The sequence below is a fragment of the Aminobacter ciceronei genome, from assembly GCF_014138625.1.
GTDB lineage: Bacteria > Pseudomonadota > Alphaproteobacteria > Rhizobiales > Rhizobiaceae > Aminobacter > Aminobacter ciceronei.
This window is the reverse complement of record NZ_JACJHY010000017.1, coordinates 69128-89482: the sequence shown is the minus strand read 5'-3', so window position 1 is coordinate 89482 and position 20355 is coordinate 69128. Positions and strand designations below refer to the sequence as shown.

16 protein-coding genes, 1 tRNA gene and 2 pseudogenes are annotated in these 20355 nt (G+C 63.8%); 10 read left to right on the top strand and 9 right to left on the bottom strand.

Annotated elements, in window-relative coordinates; all coding sequences use genetic code 11:
* Positions 1–209 precede the first annotated feature (209 nt).
* On the top strand, positions 210–1652 hold the full coding sequence (locus HNQ95_RS17955; RefSeq protein ID WP_154385328.1) for a helix-turn-helix domain-containing protein: 1443 nt from the start codon (positions 210–212) through the stop codon (positions 1650–1652).
* 8 nt (positions 1653–1660) lie between these two features.
* Here the strand turns inward: HNQ95_RS17955 and HNQ95_RS17950 are convergent, their stop codons facing one another.
* From HNQ95_RS17950 to HNQ95_RS34210, 3 genes and pseudogenes are all read right to left on the bottom strand, one after another.
* The gene (locus HNQ95_RS17950; protein ID WP_182574787.1) at positions 1661–2524 is read right to left on the bottom strand and encodes a putative bifunctional diguanylate cyclase/phosphodiesterase; all 864 of its coding nucleotides are present in this window, start codon (positions 2522–2524) and stop codon (positions 1661–1663) included.
* A 39-nt stretch (positions 2525–2563) separates the two neighbouring features.
* A pseudogene (locus HNQ95_RS34215) lies at positions 2564–2767 on the bottom strand (diguanylate cyclase domain-containing protein); the annotation flags it as partial.
* Positions 2768–2795: 28 nt separating this feature from the next.
* A pseudogene (locus HNQ95_RS34210) lies at positions 2796–3539 on the bottom strand (MHYT domain-containing protein); the annotation flags it as partial.
* 395 nt (positions 3540–3934) lie between these two features.
* Between HNQ95_RS34210 and HNQ95_RS17940 the strand changes: the two are divergent.
* Complete coding sequence (locus HNQ95_RS17940; protein WP_157097161.1) at positions 3935–5371, top strand: S41 family peptidase; 1437 nt, start codon at positions 3935–3937, stop codon at positions 5369–5371.
* 19 nt (positions 5372–5390) lie between these two features.
* On the opposite strand, the gene HNQ95_RS17935 is transcribed toward HNQ95_RS17940, so the two are convergent.
* Together HNQ95_RS17935 and HNQ95_RS17930 are read right to left on the bottom strand one after the other, a co-directional pair.
* Positions 5391–6632 (bottom strand): MFS transporter, encoded by a 1242-nt coding sequence (locus HNQ95_RS17935; RefSeq protein ID WP_182574784.1) that lies wholly within the window; start codon positions 6630–6632, stop codon positions 5391–5393.
* A complete protein-coding gene (locus HNQ95_RS17930) occupies positions 6629–7177 on the bottom strand; it encodes an NADPH-dependent FMN reductase (protein ID WP_182574782.1) in 549 nt (182 codons plus the stop codon). The genes HNQ95_RS17935 and HNQ95_RS17930 overlap by 4 nt, the downstream gene beginning before the upstream one ends.
* A 262-nt stretch (positions 7178–7439) precedes the next feature.
* Between HNQ95_RS17930 and HNQ95_RS17925 the strand changes: the two genes are divergently transcribed.
* From HNQ95_RS17925 to HNQ95_RS17900, 6 genes are all read left to right on the top strand, one after another.
* Entirely contained in the window at positions 7440–8396 is a 957-nt protein-coding gene (locus tag HNQ95_RS17925; RefSeq protein ID WP_067967053.1) for a DMT family transporter, read from the top strand.
* A 241-nt stretch (positions 8397–8637) separates the two neighbouring features.
* Positions 8638–9738 carry a polyamine ABC transporter substrate-binding protein gene (locus HNQ95_RS17920; RefSeq protein ID WP_067965212.1) on the top strand — a complete coding sequence of 367 codons (1101 nt, stop codon included), beginning with the start codon at positions 8638–8640 and terminating at the stop codon, positions 9736–9738.
* Positions 9739–9802: 64 nt separating this feature from the next.
* Entirely contained in the window at positions 9803–10942 is a 1140-nt protein-coding gene (locus HNQ95_RS17915; protein ID WP_067965211.1) for an ABC transporter ATP-binding protein, read from the top strand.
* Positions 10943–10950: 8 nt separating this feature from the next.
* The gene (locus HNQ95_RS17910) at positions 10951–11862 is read left to right on the top strand and encodes an ABC transporter permease subunit (protein ID WP_067965209.1); all 912 of its coding nucleotides are present in this window, start codon (positions 10951–10953) and stop codon (positions 11860–11862) included.
* Between the two features lies 1 nt (position 11863).
* Positions 11864–12682 (top strand): ABC transporter permease, encoded by an 819-nt coding sequence (locus HNQ95_RS17905; protein ID WP_067965207.1) that lies wholly within the window; start codon positions 11864–11866, stop codon positions 12680–12682.
* A gap of 164 nt (positions 12683–12846) precedes the next feature.
* The gene (locus HNQ95_RS17900; protein WP_067965203.1) at positions 12847–13158 is read left to right on the top strand and encodes a YMGG-like glycine zipper-containing protein; all 312 of its coding nucleotides are present in this window, start codon (positions 12847–12849) and stop codon (positions 13156–13158) included.
* Positions 13159–13293: 135 nt separating this feature from the next.
* Here HNQ95_RS17900 and HNQ95_RS17895 read toward each other — a convergent pair whose 3' ends face one another.
* The 4 genes from HNQ95_RS17895 to HNQ95_RS17880 all read right to left on the bottom strand — a co-directional run bounded on the left by HNQ95_RS17895 (position 13294) and on the right by HNQ95_RS17880 (position 14813).
* On the bottom strand, positions 13294–13584 hold the full coding sequence (locus HNQ95_RS17895) for a hypothetical protein (protein ID WP_067965201.1): 291 nt from the start codon (positions 13582–13584) through the stop codon (positions 13294–13296).
* Between the two features lie 28 nt (positions 13585–13612).
* Positions 13613–13906, bottom strand: coding sequence for an I78 family peptidase inhibitor (locus HNQ95_RS17890; protein WP_067965198.1), 294 nt, complete (start codon positions 13904–13906; stop codon positions 13613–13615).
* A gap of 114 nt (positions 13907–14020) precedes the next feature.
* Positions 14021–14097: transfer RNA gene (locus HNQ95_RS17885), tRNA-His, on the bottom strand.
* Between the two features lie 257 nt (positions 14098–14354).
* Complete coding sequence (locus HNQ95_RS17880) at positions 14355–14813, bottom strand: phasin (protein WP_067965195.1); 459 nt, start codon at positions 14811–14813, stop codon at positions 14355–14357.
* 242 nt (positions 14814–15055) lie between these two features.
* On the opposite strand from HNQ95_RS17880, the gene HNQ95_RS17875 reads away from it, so the two are divergent.
* Positions 15056–18904, top strand: a complete 3849-nt coding sequence (locus HNQ95_RS17875; RefSeq protein WP_154385336.1) for a PAS domain S-box protein — start codon at positions 15056–15058, stop codon at positions 18902–18904.
* A gap of 248 nt (positions 18905–19152) precedes the next feature.
* The gene (locus HNQ95_RS17870) at positions 19153–20199 is read left to right on the top strand and encodes a Fe(3+) ABC transporter substrate-binding protein (protein WP_154385337.1); all 1047 of its coding nucleotides are present in this window, start codon (positions 19153–19155) and stop codon (positions 20197–20199) included.
* Positions 20200–20355 lie beyond the last annotated feature (156 nt).

Here is a 20355-nt window from a genome sequence, read left to right as displayed (position 1 = left end):
CCACCGCGTCTTGGGTTTGTTTGCGGCGATTTCTATGTGACTTGTTTGACATTGCGGCGCCGAAGCAGCCAGAAAATTCAACGAAATGCAGCAAATAATAGGGAAAACCTGTGTTGTGTTTGACAGAACGCCGCTGTAAATTTGTAAAGAATGTAAAAGGTCGGGTAGGCTAGTCCCCCTGCTTTCGTTGTAAATTCGGTGTAAAAGCCATGGCCGAGCAGAAAATCTTCGCCGGACCGCGCATCCGGCGCATCCGTAACCAGAAGGGCCTGACCCAGACGGCGATGGCCGAGGGCCTAGGCATCTCGCCGTCCTATCTCAATCTCATCGAGCGCAATCAGCGCCCGCTGACGGTGCAGCTCATCCTCAAGCTGGCCTCGGTCTACAAGGTCGATCCGGATGAGCTGCAGGGTGAGGCGAGGGGCTCGATCGCAGCACTTCGAGAGGTTTTCGCCGACCCGCTTCTGTCGGGCGAATTGCCCGGCGACCAGGAACTGGTCGAGATCGCCGAGGCCGCGCCCAACGCAGCGGCTGCGGTGATCAAGCTGTTCCGCGCCTATCGCGAGCAGGCCGAGCGCCTGTCCGACCTGACCGAGCTGCTGGCGCGCGAGGGGCATACCACGGCCCTGTCGGGTGCCCGGTTGCCGATCGACGAAGTGCACGAGGTGTTCGAGCGCCGACCCAACCACTTCACTTCGCTGGAAGAAGAAGCTGAAGCGTTCACCTCGCTGCTCGATCCCGGCGACGACCTGTTGGGCGCGCTGAAGGGCTGGTTGCGGCGTGAGCATGGCATCGTCGTCAAGGTGCTGCCGGTCGCCACCATGCCCAACTGGCGCCGTCGCTACGACCGCCATTCGCAGCGCTTGTTCCTGTCCGAGCGCCTGTCGCCCTTCGACCAGCTGCGCGAAGTGGCGATGGAGGCGAGCCTGATCCGCATGCAGGTCGCCGTCGCCGCCGAAATCCAGGCGCTGAAACTCTCCTCCGACGAAGCCAAGCGTCTCGCCCGCTTCGAGCTCGGCCGCTACGCCGCCCATGCGCTGATGATGCCTTATCAGGCGTTTCATTCGGCCGCCCAGCGGGCGCGCTACGACGTTGACGTTCTGCGCTCGCGCTTCGGCGTGTCGTTCGAACAGGCGGCGAACCGTCTGACCATGCTGCAGCGCTCAGGCAGTGCTGCGGTTCCGTTCTTCATGCTCGAGGTCGACAACGCCGGCAACCGCTTCCGCAAGGCAGGCGCGCAAGGCTTTCCGCAGAGCCGTTTCGGCGGCGGCTGCCCCAAACTTCCGGTCCATGCCGCCTTCACCCAGCCGGGGCAGATCTTCGTCGAGGCGGTGGAAATGCCCGATGGCGCCGAATTTCTCTGCGTTGCGCGCACCCTCGAGGGGCCGCAGGGCGCCTTCAGCGAACGCCCCCGGCGCACGGCGATCCTGCTCGGCTGCGACATCGCCTTCCGCGACGAGATCGTCTATGGCGCCGCCCTTCCGGCGCTTGCCGTTGGCGCCAAGCCCGGCCTGGTGGCAGCGACACCAGTCGGCCCGGCCTGCCGGCTTTGCGAGCGGTCCGGCTGCCTGTCGCGCGCCGAGCCGCCGATCACCCGGCCGCTCGGTCTCGACGAGATGGTGACTGGCCTCTCAGCCTTCGACTTCCAGTAAGCGCCGGATCAGGCGCTCAGCTTGCCGGCGTTTTCGTCCTCCCATGTGCCCGATTGGGCGAGCGCATGCGCGGTGGAGGAATCCACCGGCCGGCCGTAGAGAAAACCCTGCGCCTCGTCGCAGCGCCGGTCCTTCAGGAAGGCGGCCTGGAAGTCGGTCTCGACGCCCTCGGCGAGGACCGGGATCGACAGCTTGTGGCCGAGCTCGATGACCGTTTCGATGACACTGGTCGCCTGGGCCTGGCGGCCGAGCGCGTTGAGGAAGCTGCGGTCGACCTTGATCTTGTCGAAGGGGAAGGAAAACAGCGTCGACAGCGACGAATAGCCGGTGCCGAAATCGTCCATGGCGACGCGGACACCAAGAGCCTTGATCTTGCGCAGCACAAGCAGAGCCTGGCCCGGATTGTCGATCAGCATGGTCTCGGTGATCTCGATCTCGAGCCGCGTCGGCTCCAGGCCAGTCTCGGTTAGGATCTCGGTCAGCCGCTCGGCGAAGTTGGGACGCATCAGCTGCACCGGCGACACGTTGACCGCAACGCCCATGGGTGTTGGCCACAACGTCGCCTCGCGGCAGGCCTGCATCAGCACCCAGTCGCCGATCTCGACGATGATGCCGGTCTGCTCGGCAACCGGAATGAAGTCGGCAGGCGAGACCTCGCCAAGCTGCGGGCTGGACCAGCGCAGCAGCGCCTCGAAGCCGAGCAGTTGGCGTTTCTTCATCGAGATCTGCGGCTGGAACACGAGACGCAGTGCGTTGTCGGCGATGGCGCTGCGCAGGCCGATGGCGATCTGGCCGCGGCGGCGGCCGTCCTCGTCGGCGTCGGCATCATACCAGCACCAACTGCCGTCCTGCAGCTTCTTGGACCGGTACATGGCAAGGTCGGCGCGAGTCGTCAGTTCGTCGACGCTGTCGCCGTCCTTGGGACAGACCGAAATGCCGATACTGGCGCTGATCGAGAAGCGGCCCTTGCCCAGTTCGTTGGGGCGCGAGAAGGCGTCGCTGATGCGGGCGGCGAACTCCTCCACCTCGTTCTCGCGGGTGAACGGCTTGACTGCGATGAACTCGTCGCCGCCGATCCGGGCAAAAAACTCGCCCTCGATCAGCGCTGCACGCATCCTTGCCGTGGTTCTGGACCAGCACTGCGTCGCCGGCGGCATGGCCGTAGACGTCATTGATTTCCTTGAAGCGGTTGAGGTCGACGGCAAGGATCGCCAACGAGGTGCCCGCTGCCTGCTTCAGCCGCATCGGCAGCTCGTCGCGAACCGCGGCGCGGTTGGGCAGGCCGGTCAGCGGATCGTGCATGGCCAGGTGCCGGAAATGCGCGACGGCGTCCTGCTGACCCTGCTCTTCGGCCAGGTGGGTCACCGCGCCGAGCATCACCACAAGTACGGTCACCAGGACGACCAGGATCGCCAGCACGCTGTCGGACATCAGCTGGCTGGGGACTGCGACGCGTGGGTCGGGCGTGATCTGCACCGCGCCCATGGCGGTGAAGTGCATGATGCCGATGCCCAGGATCAGGGCTGCCATGCCGGCATAGTGGCTGGTGCGGGTGGTGCCGCGCGCCACACGGTTGGTGGCAAGCATGCCGAGTGCCGCGCCCGCGGCGACGGAAAAGGCAACGAAGGAGGGATCGTAGCTGATCGTGCCGGCGACGACGAAACCGCGCATTCCGGCGAAATGCATCAGCGCGATGCCGGCACCGATCACGCCGCCACCGGCCTCGATCATCCAGTCACGTTCGCGGCTGGCGGCGATCATGAAGCCAGCCATCGAGGTGGCGATGGCAAAGGCCAACGACAGCACGGTGAAATTGGGCTCGAAGCCGTGCTCGACATTGGGAATGAAGCCAAGCATCGCCAGGAAATGCGTCGTCCAGATCGTCATGCCGCCGGCCAGGCCGGCCATGACGACGAAGGCCACGTGCTTGGCGCGCCGGACGTTGCGGGCACGGGCGAACAAGCGCATCGACACCACGCAGCCGAGCGCGCAGATGGCCAAGGCAGCGGCAACAAAACGATAGTCGTGGGCGGTGACGAGGCAGTTGAGTACGGTCAGCATGAACGGTTCCTTGCGCGTCGGCCGAAACTCGGGACGTTTTCGGAAAGCGCGACGCGCAGTTCCAGAGTTTGGCCGGCTTTATCCGAGACAAACCTTGCCGATCCGTTTCACCCCATTGGGCCACGGCGCGTGGTTGACTTGGCAGGTAATTGAAGGTCGCGTGCGCCGCACCCATGTGCTGTCCGAAACTGGGCGGTGACCCAGTATTTGGAGACGTTCACATGAGTAATTCTGATGTCCGACCCAAGTCGAGGCGGTGGCCGAAGCGTGTGGCGCTTGCTGTTCTGGCATTGCTGATCGTCGTTGTGCTGCCGCTCGGCGTCATCTTGTATCCGGTATTCAAGTCCTATCCGGCCGCGGCTTCATCTGCCGGCAGTTCGCAGGCTGACGAGAACGCGCAGGATTTGGCTCATCTTCGCAACATGCAGCTGGTCGAGCGCAGCTTGACGGCTGAAACCAGTGCCGCATTTGTTAAGGAAGTCGATGAACTGACGGCCCGCGCATCAGAACTCGACCGGCCTGCGCTGGCGATGGGCGCGGCCAAGGCGGTCGCCCTTGCCCATAACGGCCACACCAACGTTCTCGGTCTTGCCGGCGGGCAGGGCTTCAACGCCATCCCGCTGCGGCTGGGCTGGTTTGCCGACGGGCTTTTCGTTGTTCGCGCCACAGTGGAGCATCGCGATCTTCTCGGGACGCAAGTGCTCATGACGAACGGAAGGACCCCGGACGAGCTGGTCGCGGCATTGCGGCCCTATGTCGGCGGCACCGAAACATACGTGCGCGAGCTGTCGCCGAATTTCATGATTTCGCCGGAGCTGCTCCACGCGGCCCAACTGGCCGCCAAAGCGGACGAGAGCGCGTTTCGTTTCCGCAAGGCCGACGGTTCCGAGATCGTGCGCACGCTTGGCGTCGGGCCGGAGAAAGGCGAGCCTTCGACGAGAACCGTCTGGCCGAAGCGCGACCTCAGTCCGGTTGCGCCTGAAAAGGGTGGCGCCGGTTGGGTCCATGTTCTGGACGGCGTCACGCCGCCCTATCTTTCGCGTCCCGATCAGAACGCGTGGCACAGCTATCTCGAAGAAGATGGTATCCTCTACGTCCAGATCAACCGCTTCCGCGATGCGGACGGGGCGCCGATGGCCGACTATCTGGCTGGCGTGCTGGAGGAGGCTGGCAAGCGCGACGTCAGGCATGCCGTCGTCGACCTCAGGTTCAGCCCGGGCGGCAACTACATGCTCGGCACCGACTTCTCGCGCCTGCTGCCGGAGGCCGTGCCCAATGGGCGCATCTTCATTCTGACCAGCGGCAACACGTTTTCGGCGGCGATCAGCAGCGCGTCACGGCTGAAATATTATGCCGGCGAGCGTGCTACGCTGGTCGGCGAGGAGATGGGTGACGCCGGCCAGATGTGGGGCGAGGGCGGCACGACGATCATGCCCAATTCCAAAATCGCGTTTCGCTACACCACCGCCTATCACGACTGGGAGAACGGCTGCCGGCTATCGCAGCTGGCCACCTGTTTCCTGCCGAACTATGTCTACGGCACCGCCGCGGGTTCCCTGCGGCCCACGGTCCCCGTCGCCCAGACCTTCGCCAGCTACGTTTCCGGCGACGACGCCGTCCTGTCGGAAGTGCGGAAGCTGGCGAAACAGGCCAAATAAGAAGCCGAGCAGGCTTCCGTTAGCTGCGGTGGCCTGCCCTGTTTGTCCGGTCGGTGCTTGCGCGGAAGGCGGCCGCTGCTGCGGCAAGCATGGCGACGCCGCCGACAACGAGCCCGGTGTAGAGGTAGGTGTCGGCGAAGCCGAAGGCCGCGATCATCGGTTGGCTGGCGAAGGGCGAGATGAAGTGTCCCGCGAAGATGCTGGCGGTCATGCCGCCGGCAACGCGTCCCCGCATTTCGGGTGCCGCCGCCGCCATCGCCGCCGCTGCGATGTTGGGCATCATCATGCCAAGGCCCAGGCCGACAACTATTGCGGCCAGCAGGACCATGACAAGCGCACTGGCAAACCCCAGCAGGACGTAGCCTGTACCCATCAGGCCGAAGGCGAGACTGAACACGCCGACCACGCCGAGTCTGGCGCGCAGGCGCGCATAGGCCAAAGCGGCAACCGCTCCGATCAGGCTGCTGAGCCCGATGGCGAGGCCGGCCAGTGTCGGTGAGCCGATGCCCATGGCGTTGAGATGGAACGGCAGCTGGACCGGCAACAGGTAGAAGGCGACGCTGTTGAGCACCGCCGCGCCGTAGACGGCGAAGACCGCGAGCCATGCCGTGCCGGCAGAGGCTTTGGCGGCAAAGGTCGCCGACGCAATGCGGTTGCGGACCGGTTCGTCGATGAACGCAATGACAGCCGGGATCAGCAGCAGCGACAGGCCGTAGACAGCGAAGGGTGCACGCCAGTGCTTTTCGGCGAGCATGCCGCCGCCGGTCAGGAAGATCAGCCCGCCAAAGCCGACAAATGCCGATTGATAGCCCATGAAACGATCACGCGCCGGGCCGCTGAAATAGTCGCCGACAAGTGCCGTTGCCGTGGTCATCACGCCGGCAACGGCGACGCCGAGCAGCGCGCGTCCGACCAGAAGCGCGGGCAGGCTATCGGCCACCAGCCCCGACATGCCACCGAGACCATAGAGCAGGGCCGCGGCGATCAGCAGCGGCCGGCGACCGAAGCGGTCGGCCAGTCCGCCGGCGAATGGGGCGCAGATGACGATGGAGAGCGCCGGCAGTGTCAGCACCAGCCTCGTCAGGATCTCGACGTTGGGACTGCCGACGAAATGGCTTTCGATGGCCGGCAGCGACGGCGAAATGGTCGCGCCCGACATGATCGTCAATGTGCTGATCAAAAGAAGTGTCAAGTTGCGGCCGGCATGCCGGTCGGGCAGAGCCGCCGCTTCCGCGACCCGAACCGGTTGCAGCGCGCTCATGCGGCCACCTCGAGAAAGGGCGTGTTGGCACGTGCCTCGCGCAGGTTGATTGCCCACCATTGCAGGCGGGCGAGCAGCGCCGACATCGCCTTGCGCGCATCGCGCGGGTCCATCAGCGTGCCGTTGCGGTCGAACTTGCTCCAGGCGCTGGCAAAACTCACCGTGTCGCGGATTGCCACGACATGCAGTTCGGCAAACACCAGGCGCAACTGTTCGATCGCCCGCAACCCGCCCGAAATGCCGCCATAGGAGACGAAGGCCAGCGGCTTTGCCTGCCACTGGATGCTGTGGGCGTCGATCAGTGCCTTGAGGTCGGCGGTGTAGCCGTGATTATACTCCGGCGTCACCACCAGGAAGGCGTCGGCATCGCCAAGGCGGCGGGCGACATCGGCACGGTTTCGGCCGAGGTCGCGCGGGTCGATAAAGTCGATGGCAAACTGCTGGTGGCCCGCAATTTCGGCGGCAACCCAGTTGACCACGGTATCGCAGAAACGGCCCTCACGGGCGCTGCCATAGATGATGGCGAGCTTTATTTTCTGGGGCATTTCAGGGGTGGCTCCATTTCGGTATCGGTGTTGGAGCCGCTTCTGTAAAACCTCAACTAATATTGAGGTCAAGAAGAAAATTGAGCGCCGTCGGATTGTTCGCTTCGACATCGCTGGGGGATTGTTCGAATGCAGCGCGGTTTGCCATAACCATCGTCATGGGCTGGACCACGCAGTAGCTTGAGCGATGAGGTAGCGAATTGGACCGTTTCAAGTCGTTGTGAGCATATCCAGCCACCCCAACGTCATCGATACTGAGGCCATGACAGACCCGGCAGTTCCGCTATCCGACGCCACCGCGCCGCAGGTTTCTCGGCGCGACGAGCGCTTGGGCATCGCCCTGGTGTTCCTGTCGGCGCTGATGTGGAGCCTGGGTGGCGCCATCGGCCGCTTCATCGAGATCGACGACATCTGGACCGTGGTGTTCTGGCGCTCGTTCTGGGCGGCAGCCTTTCTGCTGGCATTCATGGTTTGGCGTGACGGCTTCCGCGGAACGCTGCAATTGTTCCGCGGCATGGGGCTGCCCGGTCTGCTGGTGGCAATCTGCTTTGCCACCGCCTCGACGTCTTTCGTCATTGCCCTTGCCTACACCACCGTCGCCAATGTCCTTTTGATGCAGGCTGGCGTGCCGTTGCTTGCGGCGCTGTTTGCCTGGGTGCTGTTTCGCGAGCGGGTGGCGCTGGCGACATGGGCGGCGATCCTGGCGGTGATCGTCGGCGTGGCGATCATGGTTTCGGAGTCGCTCACCGGCAAGGTTTCGCCGATTGGTGACGGCCTCGCCTTGCTGATAGCAGTGGTGTTTTCGATCGCTACCGTCATCACCCGCCGCTTCTCCCATGTGCGCATGACGCCGGCCACCTGCCTCGGCACCATGATCGCGGCGGCTTTTGCCGCCTCGCAAGCCTCGGCCTTTGCCGTCTCGCCGCGCGAGATGGGTTTTCTGTTTGCCTTCGGCGTCGTCAATCTCGGTCTGGGCCTCGCCTTCTTCGCCACCGGGGCGCGGTTGATCCCGGCGGCCGTCGCCGCGCTGATCGGCACCTTCGAGCCGATGCTCGGGCCGATCTGGGTCTGGCTCGTCCATTCCGAAGTGCCGTCGCTCCGTACCATCTCAGGCGGTGCGGTCATTTTCGTCGCCTTGCTCGTGCATCTCGGGCTTGAGTTCAGGCGCCAGGCGCAACCGCAAAGACCCGGTGTCACCGGCATGCCGATGCCCGATTGATCAATTGGTCGTTTACCATTGACAATACTACCGTCGGGCGGGCAGGCTGAGCGTCGAGGGTAACAACAACACAGGCGTATCTTGCCAGGTTCCACTGCCGGGGCTTCGGTGTCCGCAGATGTAAATCGCCGTAACGTTTGCGCCGGGTCGCGAGCCGGCGGGAGCGCGCTACCTTCATCACTCGATTTTTGTACAGGATCAGGATGCGCCGGGACGGGTGCGTCCGCAACGGGAGACTGCCATGAACCGTAGAGCGCTTTGGCTGACCGCCGCGTCAGCCCTTATCGCCGTTTTCACGATGCCCGCCAACGCCCAGGAGCGCGTCGTCAACGTCTACAACTGGTCTGACTACATCGATTCGACGATCATCGAGGACTTCACCAAGGAGACCGGCATCAAGGTCGTCTATGACGTCTACGATTCGAACGAGATCCTCGAGACCAAGCTGCTTGCCGGCGGCAGCGGCTACGATGTCGTCGTGCCGACTGCCAGCCCCTTCCTGGCGCGTCAGATCCAGGCCGGCGTCTACCAGAAGCTCGACAAGTCCAAGCTGCCCAACCTGACGAATGTCTGGGATGTGGTGAGCTCGCGTACCGCCGCCTACGACCCGGGCAACGAGTATTCGGTCAACTACATGTGGGGCACGGTCGGCATCGGCTACAATCAGAAGAAGGTCAAGGAAGCGCTCGGCATCGACAAGATCGACAGCTGGGACGTGGTCTTCAAGCCGGAACAGCTGGCGAAGCTCGCCGAATGCGGCGTCTATGTGCTGGATTCTCCGACCGACATCCTGCCGACGACGCTGAACTATCTTGGCCTCAAGCCGCAGTCGACCGAACTGGGCGACCTGTCCAAGGCGGAAGAGACCTTGCTCGCGGTCCGTCCGTCGATCCGCAAGTTCCATTCCTCGGAATACATCAACGCGCTTGCCAATGGCGACATCTGCCTGGCCGTCGGCTGGTCGGGTGACGTCTTCCAGGCGCGCGATCGTGCCGCAGAAGCCGACCAGGGCGTCGTCATCGACTACGTCATCCCCAAGGAGGGCGCCGAGATGTGGTTCGACCAGATGGCGATCCCGGCCGATGCCCAGCATGTCGCCGAGGCGCATGAGTTCATCAACTACATGCTGAAGCCGGAAGTCGCGGCGAAGGCCTCGAACTACATCTTCTACGCCAACGGCAACAAGGCGTCGCAGCAGTTCATCGACAAGGAGATCTCCAGCGATCCGGCGATCTATCCCGATGAAGCGACGCTCGCCAAGCTCTTCACCGTGCCGCCCTACGATCCCAAGACCCAGCGCGTGGTGACCCGCAGCTGGACCAAGATCGTCACCGGACAATAACCAAGGCATGCGGCCCGGCGCCATCGGCGCCGGGCTTCGCATCAGGGGCAGGTGGGAGAGGGAAATGAAATCGCTCGGCAATATCCGCAGGGACTTTGCGCCCTGGAACAAGCCAGACGCCAAGCCCTACATTCAGTTCAAGGACGTCACCAAGCGGTTCGGTGACTTCACCGCCGTCAACAATCTGTCGCTGTCGATCTATGAGCGTGAGTTCTTCGCGCTGCTCGGCGCCTCGGGCTGCGGAAAGTCGACGCTGTTGCGCATGCTTGCCGGCTTCGAGGAGCCGACCTCCGGCCAGATCCTGCTAGACGGTCAGGACCTCAGGGGCATCCCGCCCTATCGTCGGCCGGTCAACATGATGTTCCAGTCCTATGCACTGTTCCCGCATATGTCGGTCGAGCAGAACATTGCCTTCGGCCTCAAGCAGGACGGCATGCCCAAGGCCGACATCGACACCCGCGTCGCCGAAATGCTCAAGCTGGTCAAGCTCAGCCAGTTTGCCAAGCGCAAGCCGCACCAGCTTTCAGGCGGCCAGCGCCAGCGCGTCGCGCTGGCCCGGGCGGTGGCCAAGCGGCCCAAGGTTCTGCTGCTGGACGAGCCCCTCGGTGCGCTCGACAAGAAGCTGCGCGAGGAAACCCAGTTCGAGCTGATGGACCTGCAGCAGACGCTTGGCCTGACATTTGTCGTCGTCACCCACGATCAGGAAGAGGCCATGACCATGGCCGACCGCATCGCCATCCTCGACAAGGGCGAGGTGATGCAGGTGGCGACGCCCGCCGAGGTCTATGAAGCACCGGGCTCGCGTTTCGTCGCCGACTTCGTCGGCAACATCAATATGTTCGAAGGCAAGGTCGCCGACCGCGACGGCGCCGGCGCGACAATCACCAGCGCCAATGGCGTCACCATCCGCACGGCCAATGCCGGCGACGCCGCCGCAGGCAGCGAAGTCGCCTTCGCCATCCGGCCGGAAAAGATCAAGGTTTCGTCGAAGAAGCCGGAAGGCGGCGACAATGTCATGGAGGGCGAGATCTACGACATCGCCTATCTCGGCGACATGACCATCTTCCACGTCCAGATCGGCAACGGCCAGGTGGTCAAGGCGAGCTCGCTCAATGCGACGCGCGCCACCGAGGACCCGCTGAGCTGGGACGACAAGGCCTGGATCTCCTTCCGCAACGACGCCGGCGTCGTTCTGACGCGATAGGTGGGGTGATGAAACATCCGCTCTCGGCCGTAACCGACCGCCTCGTCATCCTCATTCCCTATTTCTGGCTGCTGTTCTTCTTCCTCATTCCGTTCTTCATCGTCTTCAAGATCTCCCTGTCGACGACGGCGATCGCCATGCCGCCCTACACGCCCGTGCTCGGGCTTTCAGACGGCGTGTCCGGCCTGATAACGCAGATCGGCGAGTTCAGCTTCGACAATTACCTCTGGCTGACGCAGGACGCGCTCTACTTCAACGCCTATGTCTCAAGCGTGATCATCGCCGGGATCTCGACATTGCTGGCGCTGATCGTCGGCTATCCCATCGCCTATGGCATGGCGCGTGCGCCGGCGACGATCCGGCCGACGCTGCTGATGCTGGTGATCCTGCCGTTCTGGACCAGCTTCCTGATCCGCGTTTATGCCTGGATCGGCATCCTCAAGCCCGAGGGCCTGCTCAACCAGCTGCTGCTCGCCACCGGCATCATCGACCAGCCGCTGGTGATCCTCAACACGCATACGGCGATCTTCATCGGCATCGTCTATTCCTACCTGCCGTTCATGATCCTGCCGCTCTATTCGGCGCTGGAGAAGATGGACTATTCGCTGATCGAGGCGGCGCAGGACCTCGGCTGCCCGCCGATGACGGCGTTCTGGAAGGTCACCTTCCCGCTGTCGCTGCCCGGCGTGATCGCCGGCTGCCTGCTGGTGTTTATCCCTGCCGTCGGCGAGTTCGTCATCCCCGACCTGCTCGGCGGCTCGCAGACGCTGATGATCGGCAAGACGCTGTGGAACGAATTCTTCGCCAACCGTGACTGGCCGGTTTCCTCAGCAGTGGCGGTGATCCTGCTTCTGCTGCTTGTCGTGCCGATCATGTTCTTCCAGCAGGCGCAGGCACGCGCCCAGGAACAGGGGCGCTGAGATGAATGCGAGCTGGAGCCGCTTCAACATCACGGCCATCGTACTGGGCTTTGCCTTCCTCTATCTGCCCATCGTGCTTTTGGTCGTCTTCTCCTTCAACGAATCCAAGCTCGTCACTGTCTGGGGCGGGTTCTCGACCAAATGGTACGTCTCCTTGTTCCACAATCAGGGCCTGATGGACGCGGCCTGGGTGACCATCCGCGTCGGCCTGATCTCGGCGACGATGGCCACAGTTCTCGGGACGCTCGCAGCACTTGCGCTGACCCGCTACACCAGGTTCCGGGGCAGGGTGCTGTTTTCGGGCATGGTGTTTGCGCCGCTGGTCATGCCCGAGGTCATCACCGGCCTGTCGCTGCTGCTGCTGTTCGTCGCCGTCGGGCTCGATCGCGGCTTCTTCACCCTGACGCTCGCCCACATCACCTTCTCGATGTGCTTCGTCGCCGTCGTGGTGCAGTCGCGGCTCGTCACATTCGACCGCTCGCTCGAGGAAGCGGCGATGGATCTTGGCGCCCCGCCTGTCAAAACCTTCTTTCAGATCACCTTGCCGGTCATCCTGCCGGCGATCGTCTCGGGCTGGATGCTGGCCTTCACGCTCTCCATCGACGACCTGGTGATTTCGAGCTTCACCTCGGGGCCGGGTGCGACGACGCTGCCGATGAAGATCTACAGCCAGGTGCGCCTCGGCGTGACACCCGAGATCAATGCCGCCTGCACAATCCTGATCGGCATCGTCGCCTGCGGCGTCATCGCCGCTTCGCTGGTCAACAAGCGGCGCGAGGTCCAGCGCCTGCGCGACGAACAGGCAGCACAGCGAGGGTGAGCTGGCGTCCCGTGTCGTTGCCGGCAACTGCCACAACGGGATCCATAGGGCACCAGGAAAGAGGTTTGGAGCAGCCGAAAAGGCGAGAGTTTCCAAGGGTATGCCACTGGATAAGCAAAAGTCGCCATGATAGCGTCTGGCGATTGTTTCAAGGAGTAGGGTCGATGACGCGTTTTCTAGCCACAGCAGCAGCTTTGTCTTTCGTCGCCTTGGCCGCTACGGCCTGTAACACCCCGCAGGAGCGCGCGGTCGGCGGCGGCGCCGTCGGTGCCGTGGGCGGTGCCCTGGTCGGCCAGGCCATCGGCGGCAACACCGGCGCAACCGTCGCGGGCGCCGTCATTGGCGGCCTTGCCGGCGCGATGATCGGCGCGGGCACGGCGCCCGGCGAATGCCGCTACCACCAGTACGACAACCGTGGCCGGCCGATGTACGACCGCTACGGCAAGCCGGTGACCTATCTGGCGCCCTGCCAGTAAGCACCTCCGCCATCGCGGTACATTTTCGTCCCTCAGGGACATCGAAAACGGCGCGCTTCATCCGAAGCGCGCCGGTTTTCGTTTTCCACCGAGTGTCGTTTGGCCAAGGTCTGTCTGCGCCGCGCAATCGTTTTTCTACTCGTGCAGGTAGTCCGCAATGGCCTTTGCCGTTGCCTCGGCAGTGTCACGCGAAACCTGCGGCAGCCCCATGTGGTCGCTGGCAATCGACAGCAGATAATCCCTGGCCTTTTCCACCGACCAGCCATCCCCAAGCCCGGACGCTGCCTCGATCAGGTAGCTGTCATATTCATCCGTGAAGGGCTGGTCGCACCAGTCCGCACCGGGCTCACGCAGTCCGATAGGGTCCCAGGTTGACCAGCCGATGGCGCGCAGCCTCGAAAGATCCAGGGGCTTCGGATCGGGCATGGTCGGCCGTCTGCGTCCGGGATCGAGATCAGCCGCAGAACGCGCGGACGATCTTGCCGGTCGTGGGATCGGTTTCGACGGTGACGCGCTCCTGGCGGAAATCCATCGTCGCCGGATCGCCCGGCTTGTGCTGGCGAACGATGGTTGCACCGGTGAGGCGCATCACCTCGTCGTCGGCGATCCGGTCCTTGCCGGCGAGTGATTCTGCCGCACCGCGATCGCAGATCCCCGACGTCGGCTGTGCTGCCACGGGCTCTTTCTGGCATCCGGCGAGGATGATCACCGTCGTGGCAATGCCGGCGGCAACGCGCAGGTCGATCATGGGCATGTTCCTTTGATTCGCAGTTTCAGCAGACGATCGGGCCGGAATGCGGCTGCACTATGCAAGGCCACGCTGCCTGTCATCGATGCTTGAAGCTGTCTTGGGGGAGGAAAATGGTACGGTTGGGTGGGCTCGAACCACCGACCTCCGGATCCACAATCCGGCGCTCTAACCAACTGAGCTACAACCGCGTACCTGTTGGTGCGGCGTCAATACGGACTCTTCGGACGCATTTCAAGAGCTTTGCGCATATTCCACTGCGGCGATTTGCGCTGCCTGTGGGAAGTCGTTGAAATCAGGCCTTCCGGCGCCTGCAAAAAAAGAAAAAGGCCGGCGGGAGGAGGTGCCGGCCTTTTCCTTTATGTGACCAGCGGGAGGAGGTGCTGGCCGCTTCGCCCGGCAGGCAGAGGGAGGAGGAACCGCCCGCCGGGTATCTTGTTGGTCGCTGTCAGGCGGCCTTGAGGTCTTTCAGCGCCTTTTCGAAAGCGGTCTTGACCGGCTTCGAGACGTCTTCGGCGGCCTTCGAGGCAACGGCCTGGAATTCCTTGGCCTGCTCGACGGTCTGCTCGACGCGGCTGCGCAGATAAGAGGTCTGCAGCTCGACGATCTCCGACAGCGTCTTGGCGCCGGCGAGAGCTTCGAGATGCGAGAAGCCGGCCTCGGCATTGGTGCGGAGCGCGGCAATCGCCTTGAGCGACAGCTCGTTGGTCACGCTGCGGGCGGTCTCGTAGCTCGACTCGATGGTCTTCTGGGCTTCTTCAGCACCGGTCTTGAGCTTGGTGTAAGCGTCCTTGGACTGCTCGACGCCCTTTTCTGCGAAGGCGCGGAACTGGTCGGAGGCCTTGGAAACGTCGAAGCTCGGCAGTTCAACGGTATCTGCGAATTCTGCGGTCTTGGTCTTGGACATTGTCTCACCCTGTGGACTGGACGGGGTGGTGTCACCCGTCTCGTTTATTCGCAACTCTCATATAGGGCATTCTATTGTGCATTGCAATATCTATGTTGCAGTGCACCATTTCGGCTTGGCGCGGGTTAACCACGTGACGAGAATAATCTCGCTCTGTGACAGCTGTTTGCTAGACCTTGGCGATGACGGCTTTTATTAACAAAGCGTTAATTGTGAGAATGCGCGCCTTGCGGGACATGTGAATGCCGTCAGCAGCCTATTCCTTTATCGACGTCGCGGTCGTTGATCGTGTCAGGCAGCGTTTTGCTGCCGGCGATGCCATCGTCGTGCTGTCGGTCGATCTCGAGGACGTGCTCTGGGCCAATGGTCCGGGCGCCGCCGTGCTCGGCTATGACGACATCGATGCGGTGATCGGCGCGCCGTCGCGCCTGGGGCCGATCGCCCGCCGCCAGATCGCTGCAACGTCGGGCTTTCCCGACATCGGCCGCGACCGCTCCATCATGGTGCGCGTGGCGTCGGGCCTGACGAGCACCGCCGTTGCCTTCGTCGCCAGTTCCGTCCGGCTGCCGGGTGGCGCGGCCGCAATCATGCTCGCCGTTCCCGCCAGCGCGCGGGGCGCCAAGGACATCGCCGCCAATGCCATCAGCGGTTTCACCGAGCAGGGACATTTCCTGGCTTTCCTCGACGCCCAAGGGGAGGTCGAGGCCGCAACCGACGGCTTTGCCAGGCTCGGCATCGCGCCATCGACGCTGGCCGGGCTGGTGTCGGCGGTTGGCCGTGAGCGCGACCGCATCATCAAGCGGGCCATTCCCGCGACCGGAGGCTATCTGCCGGCGGGCCTGGCACGTCTGACCGACGAGCCGGCGCGCCACCTGCTGGTCGTTGTCGACGAGCGCCTGGAGGTCATGGAAGACGCCGAAGCCGGCGAGCAACAGGAGGCAGCCCCGGCCGGCGCTGCGCGCGTCGAGGCACCGCCAGCTGATCCGGCGCCCGCGCCAGTTTCTGCACCGGCGACGGTGCAGTCGCAGGACCATGCCGATCACGACCACTGGTATTTCAGCCCCGAGGAACGCGAGAGCCGGGCCGGCGCCACCGTTCGCGCGGCAATGGCCGACAGGGCGGTTGCGGCGCCTGTCGTTGCCGAAGTCACCGAGGCGGCTGTCAGCGGGCCTGCCGCAGGTGACGTTCCAACCAACGAGCCGGTCTCAGCGCCCGAGCCGGTCGCCTGGTCGGCCACGCCGTCAGAGCGGACCGCCGAGCCGGCGTCCGCGCCGGAGCCTGTTGCCGAATCGGCTGACGTTTCGCAGCCTCTGGAAGAGCCTGTCGTCGCGGCAGAGCCCGCTGTGGCCGCTCAGCCCGCGCCATCGCAGCTGGCGCCGGCCAGGCCGGCACTGGATCGCTCGGCTGCCCCCGTCCGCTTCGTCTGGCGCACTGACGCCGACGGCCGTTTCAGCGCCATCTCGCCGGAATTCGCGGCTGTTGTCGGCGACCATGCGGCCGATGTCGTCGGCCGCCGTTTCCAGGATGTCTCGACCACCTTCGAACTCGACCCGTCGGGCGAGATCGCGGGTCTGCTGCAGCGCCGCGACACCTGGTCCGGTCGCTCGGTGCTCTGGCCGGTCGCCGGCACCGACTGGCGTATTCCGGTCGATCTCGCCGCATTGCCGGTCTATGGCCGCGATCGCAGCTTTGAAGGCTTTCGCGGTTTCGGCGTGGCGCGCCCCGGCGAGGCTGTCGTCGACCACGAGCGCATCGGACTGGCGCTGGTTCCCAACGGCAAGCATCCGGAACAGGCCGAGCCACAGCCGGACGCCGGCGTAGTGCAGCCTGCAGCCGAAGCCATCGCCGTTGAACCGGCGAATCCCTTAGCTGTCGAGCCTGCTGTACTGGCGCCTGAAGCCAGTCCGACCGAAGCCAGGCAACTGGCACCGGAGGTTGCTGAAACACCTTCCGTTGAAACCCGGCAAGCCGCCGAGCCGAACAACGCTGATGACCCTTTCGCCGGCGAAGTTCCGGCTCTCGAGATCGATCGCAAGCATGATCGGCGCTATTCCGACAAGGTGATCCGCCTGGCCGAGCACCGGCCGACGGCGGCTGAAGAACCCGCCAATGGCAAGGGCCTCTCCAGCACCGAGCGCAGCGCATTCCGCGAGATCGGCGAGAAGCTGAAGCGCGCGCACGAGATCGTCGCGACAAGGCAGCAGGCGGCAGCCACTGAGGCGGTCGAGATTCCAACAGCTGCGAAGCCTGAGGCGACGTCCGCGGCGGAAAAGCCAGTCTCGGAAAAGAACGGCGAAGCCGCCTCGGCCGAGATCGCGGCCTATGCTGAAGCCGCGGCCGCTGAAACGGCCGGGCATGTGCTGGTGGCAGATGAATCCCCCGAGCATGCTGTCGGCGAAAAGCCGGAGCCAAATGGAGCGGCGGATGCCGAGGAGCCGGCGACTTCAGACGCGGCTCTGCCCGCACCCGTCGAACAGCTTGCCGTCGAGAGTGCGGAAATCGTCTCGCTGGCTTCGGTGCGGCCGGTCGAGCCTGTCATCGAAGCCGTCGATGTCACGCGCAATGAGCCGGAAAAGCCGCCGCTGCGCGCCGAAGAAATCATCCCGTCCCTGGCCGCTGGGCGCGACACACCCGTCGATGCACCTATCCTCGAGCAACTGCCGGTGCCGGTGCTGATCCATGCCGGTGACGTGCTGCACTACGCCAATGCCGAGTTCCTCGACCTGACCGGCTACGGCTCGGTCGACGAACTGTCGCGGGCAGGCGGTCTCGATGCCCTGTTCGCCGAGAGCTACGGCGACCAGCCCGGTTCCGACCACGACCTGAAACTGAAGACCCGCGACGGCGACGAGTTCCCAATCGAAGCTGTGTTGCGCTCGGTGCCGTGGCAGGACGGCAAGGCGCTGATGCTGGTCGTCCGCCGCATCAGTGCCGACGACGAGGTCGAGGATGCCGTCGAACAGGTCGCCGAACTCGAAGAGCGTCTCGCCGAGATGCGCACGATCATCGACACCGCCACGGACGGCGTTGTGCTGATCGACCGCGACGGTGCCATCCGCTCGATCAGCCGTCCGGCCGAGGCCCTGTTCGGTTTCGACAGCGACGAGGTTACCGGCAAGCCGTTCTATTCGCTGTTCGCCATCGAGAGCCAGCGTGCCGCGCGCGACTATCTCGTCGGGCTGTCCGAACATGGCGTGGCAAGCGTGCTCAATGATGGCCGCGAGGTCATCGGCCGCGAGGCGCAAGGCCGGTTCATCCCGTTGTTCATGACCATCGGACGCCTGCCCAACGACAGCGGCTTCTGCGCCGTGGTCCGCGACATCACCCAGTGGAAGCGCGCCGAGGAGGAACTGACCCAGGCGCGCGCCGTGGCCGAGCGGTCGTCGTCCCAGAAGACCGATTTTCTCGCCCGCATCAGCCACGAGATCCGCACTCCGCTCAACGCCATCATCGGTTTTTCCGAACTGATGGTCGACGAGAAGTTCGGCCCGGTCGCCAATGACCGCTATCGCGACTATCTCCGCGACATCAACCGCTCCGGCAACCATGTGCTGTCGCTGGTCAACGACTTGCTCGACATTTCCAAGATCGAGGCCGGCCAGCAGGAGATGGATTACGAGGCGGTGTCGCTCAACGACACCCTTGCCGAGACCGTGGCGATGATGCAGCCGCAGGCCAATCGCGAGCGCGTCATCATCCGCTCCAGCTTTGCCTCGCGCCTGCCCGAGATCGTCGCCGACCGACGCTCGATCCGCCAGATCGCGCTCAATGTGCTGTCCAACGCCGTGCGCTATACCCAGGCCGGCGGTCAGGTCATCGTCTCGACCTCCTACGAGACCTCGGGCGACATCGTCATGCGGGTGCGCGACACCGGCATCGGCATGAGCCAGGCCGAGATCGAGCAGGCGCTGAAGCCGTTCAAGCAGATCAACTCGCTGAAGCGCTCGCGCGGCGACGGCACCGGTCTCGGACTGCCGCTGACCAAGGCGATGGTCGAGGCCAATCGCGCCCGTTTTGCCATCGCGTCGACGCCCGGCGAGGGCACGCTTGTCGAGGTGACTTTCCCCTCGACGCGCGTCCTTGCCGAGTAGTGGCTTGTTAGCGAGGTGCGACATTTCCGCACATTTTCGTGAACAAGCCATGCGATTGTTAGAAATTGTCGAACAAGTCCTTGAATCCGGTATGAAATGCTCCAGTTTAGAAGTTTTCTAAACTATTGATATGGCTGACCTTTAAACTTGACCGGAAGAGTCACGATGACCATAGGGGAAGCAGTCTCGAAATCGAGGCTGCCATATGTTCCCTGAGGGAATTTGCCCCCTTTGGCCAGGAGAGAAAAATGAAGATTGGAAACGCCAGGTCGGCCGTCGCAGGCGGTGCGCTTGCCATTGCCGCACTCTTCACCACGTCGGCGCTCGCCGATGGCGTCGTGAACATCTACACCTATCGCCAGCCCGATCTGATCAAGCCGGTTCTCGAGGCCTTCACGGCCGAGACGGGCATCAAGACCGAAGTGCTGTTCCTCGACAAGGGTCTTGAGGAACGCGTCCTGGCAGAGGGCGCCAATTCGCCGGCCGACGTCATCATGACCGTCGACATCGCCCGTCTCACCTCGGCCAAGGAAAAAGGCGTCACCCAGCCGCTGGTCGACGAGGAAGTCAACAAGCTGCTGCCGGCCGAGTATCGCGATCCGGATGGCAACTGGTTCGGCGTCACCAAGCGCGCCCGCGTCATCTACGCCTCGAAGGAGCGCGTCAAGGACACCGCCATCACCTATGCCGAGCTTGCCGATCCCAAGTGGAAGGGCAAGATCTGCATGCGTTCGGGCCAGCACGACTACAACCTCGCTTTGTTCTCGGCAGCCATTGCCCACTGGGGTCCGGAAAAGACCGAAGAGTGGATGAAGGGCCTCAAGGCCAACCTCGCCAAGAAGCCTGACGGCGGCGACCGTCCGCAGGCCGGCGCGATTGCCGCCGGCGAGTGCGACATCGCCATCGGCAACACCTATTATGTCGGCCTGATGCGCAACAACGAGAAGGACCCGAAGGAAAAGGAATGGGGCAACGCCATCAACGTGCTCTTCCCGACCTTCGAGAACGGCCTGACCCACGTCAACATCTCAGGCGCAGCACTCGCCAAGAACGCGCCGAACCGTGACAACGCCGTCAAGCTGATCCGCTTCCTCGCCAGCCACAAGGCCCAGCAGGTCTACGCCGAGAAGAACTACGAATATCCGGTCGAGCCGGGCCTCGAGCCATCCGAGACGGTCAAGGCGTTCGGCACGCTCAACGCCGACACCTTGCCACTGGTCGACGTGGCCAAGGGCCGCAAGCCAGCGTCCGAGATGGTCGATCGCGTCGGCCTCGACGACGGCCCGAGCAGCTGATAGGCAGCGACATGAACTGAGGAAGAGCCGGGCCGGGCGATGATCGGTCCGGCTTTTCTGCATTGGCGCAGCGGCCCGAAAACGGCATCGATTGAAGACGAAGCGCAGATTCGATGGAGCGTCATGTGCGTCCAACGGGAACGCGCGACGCCGCAG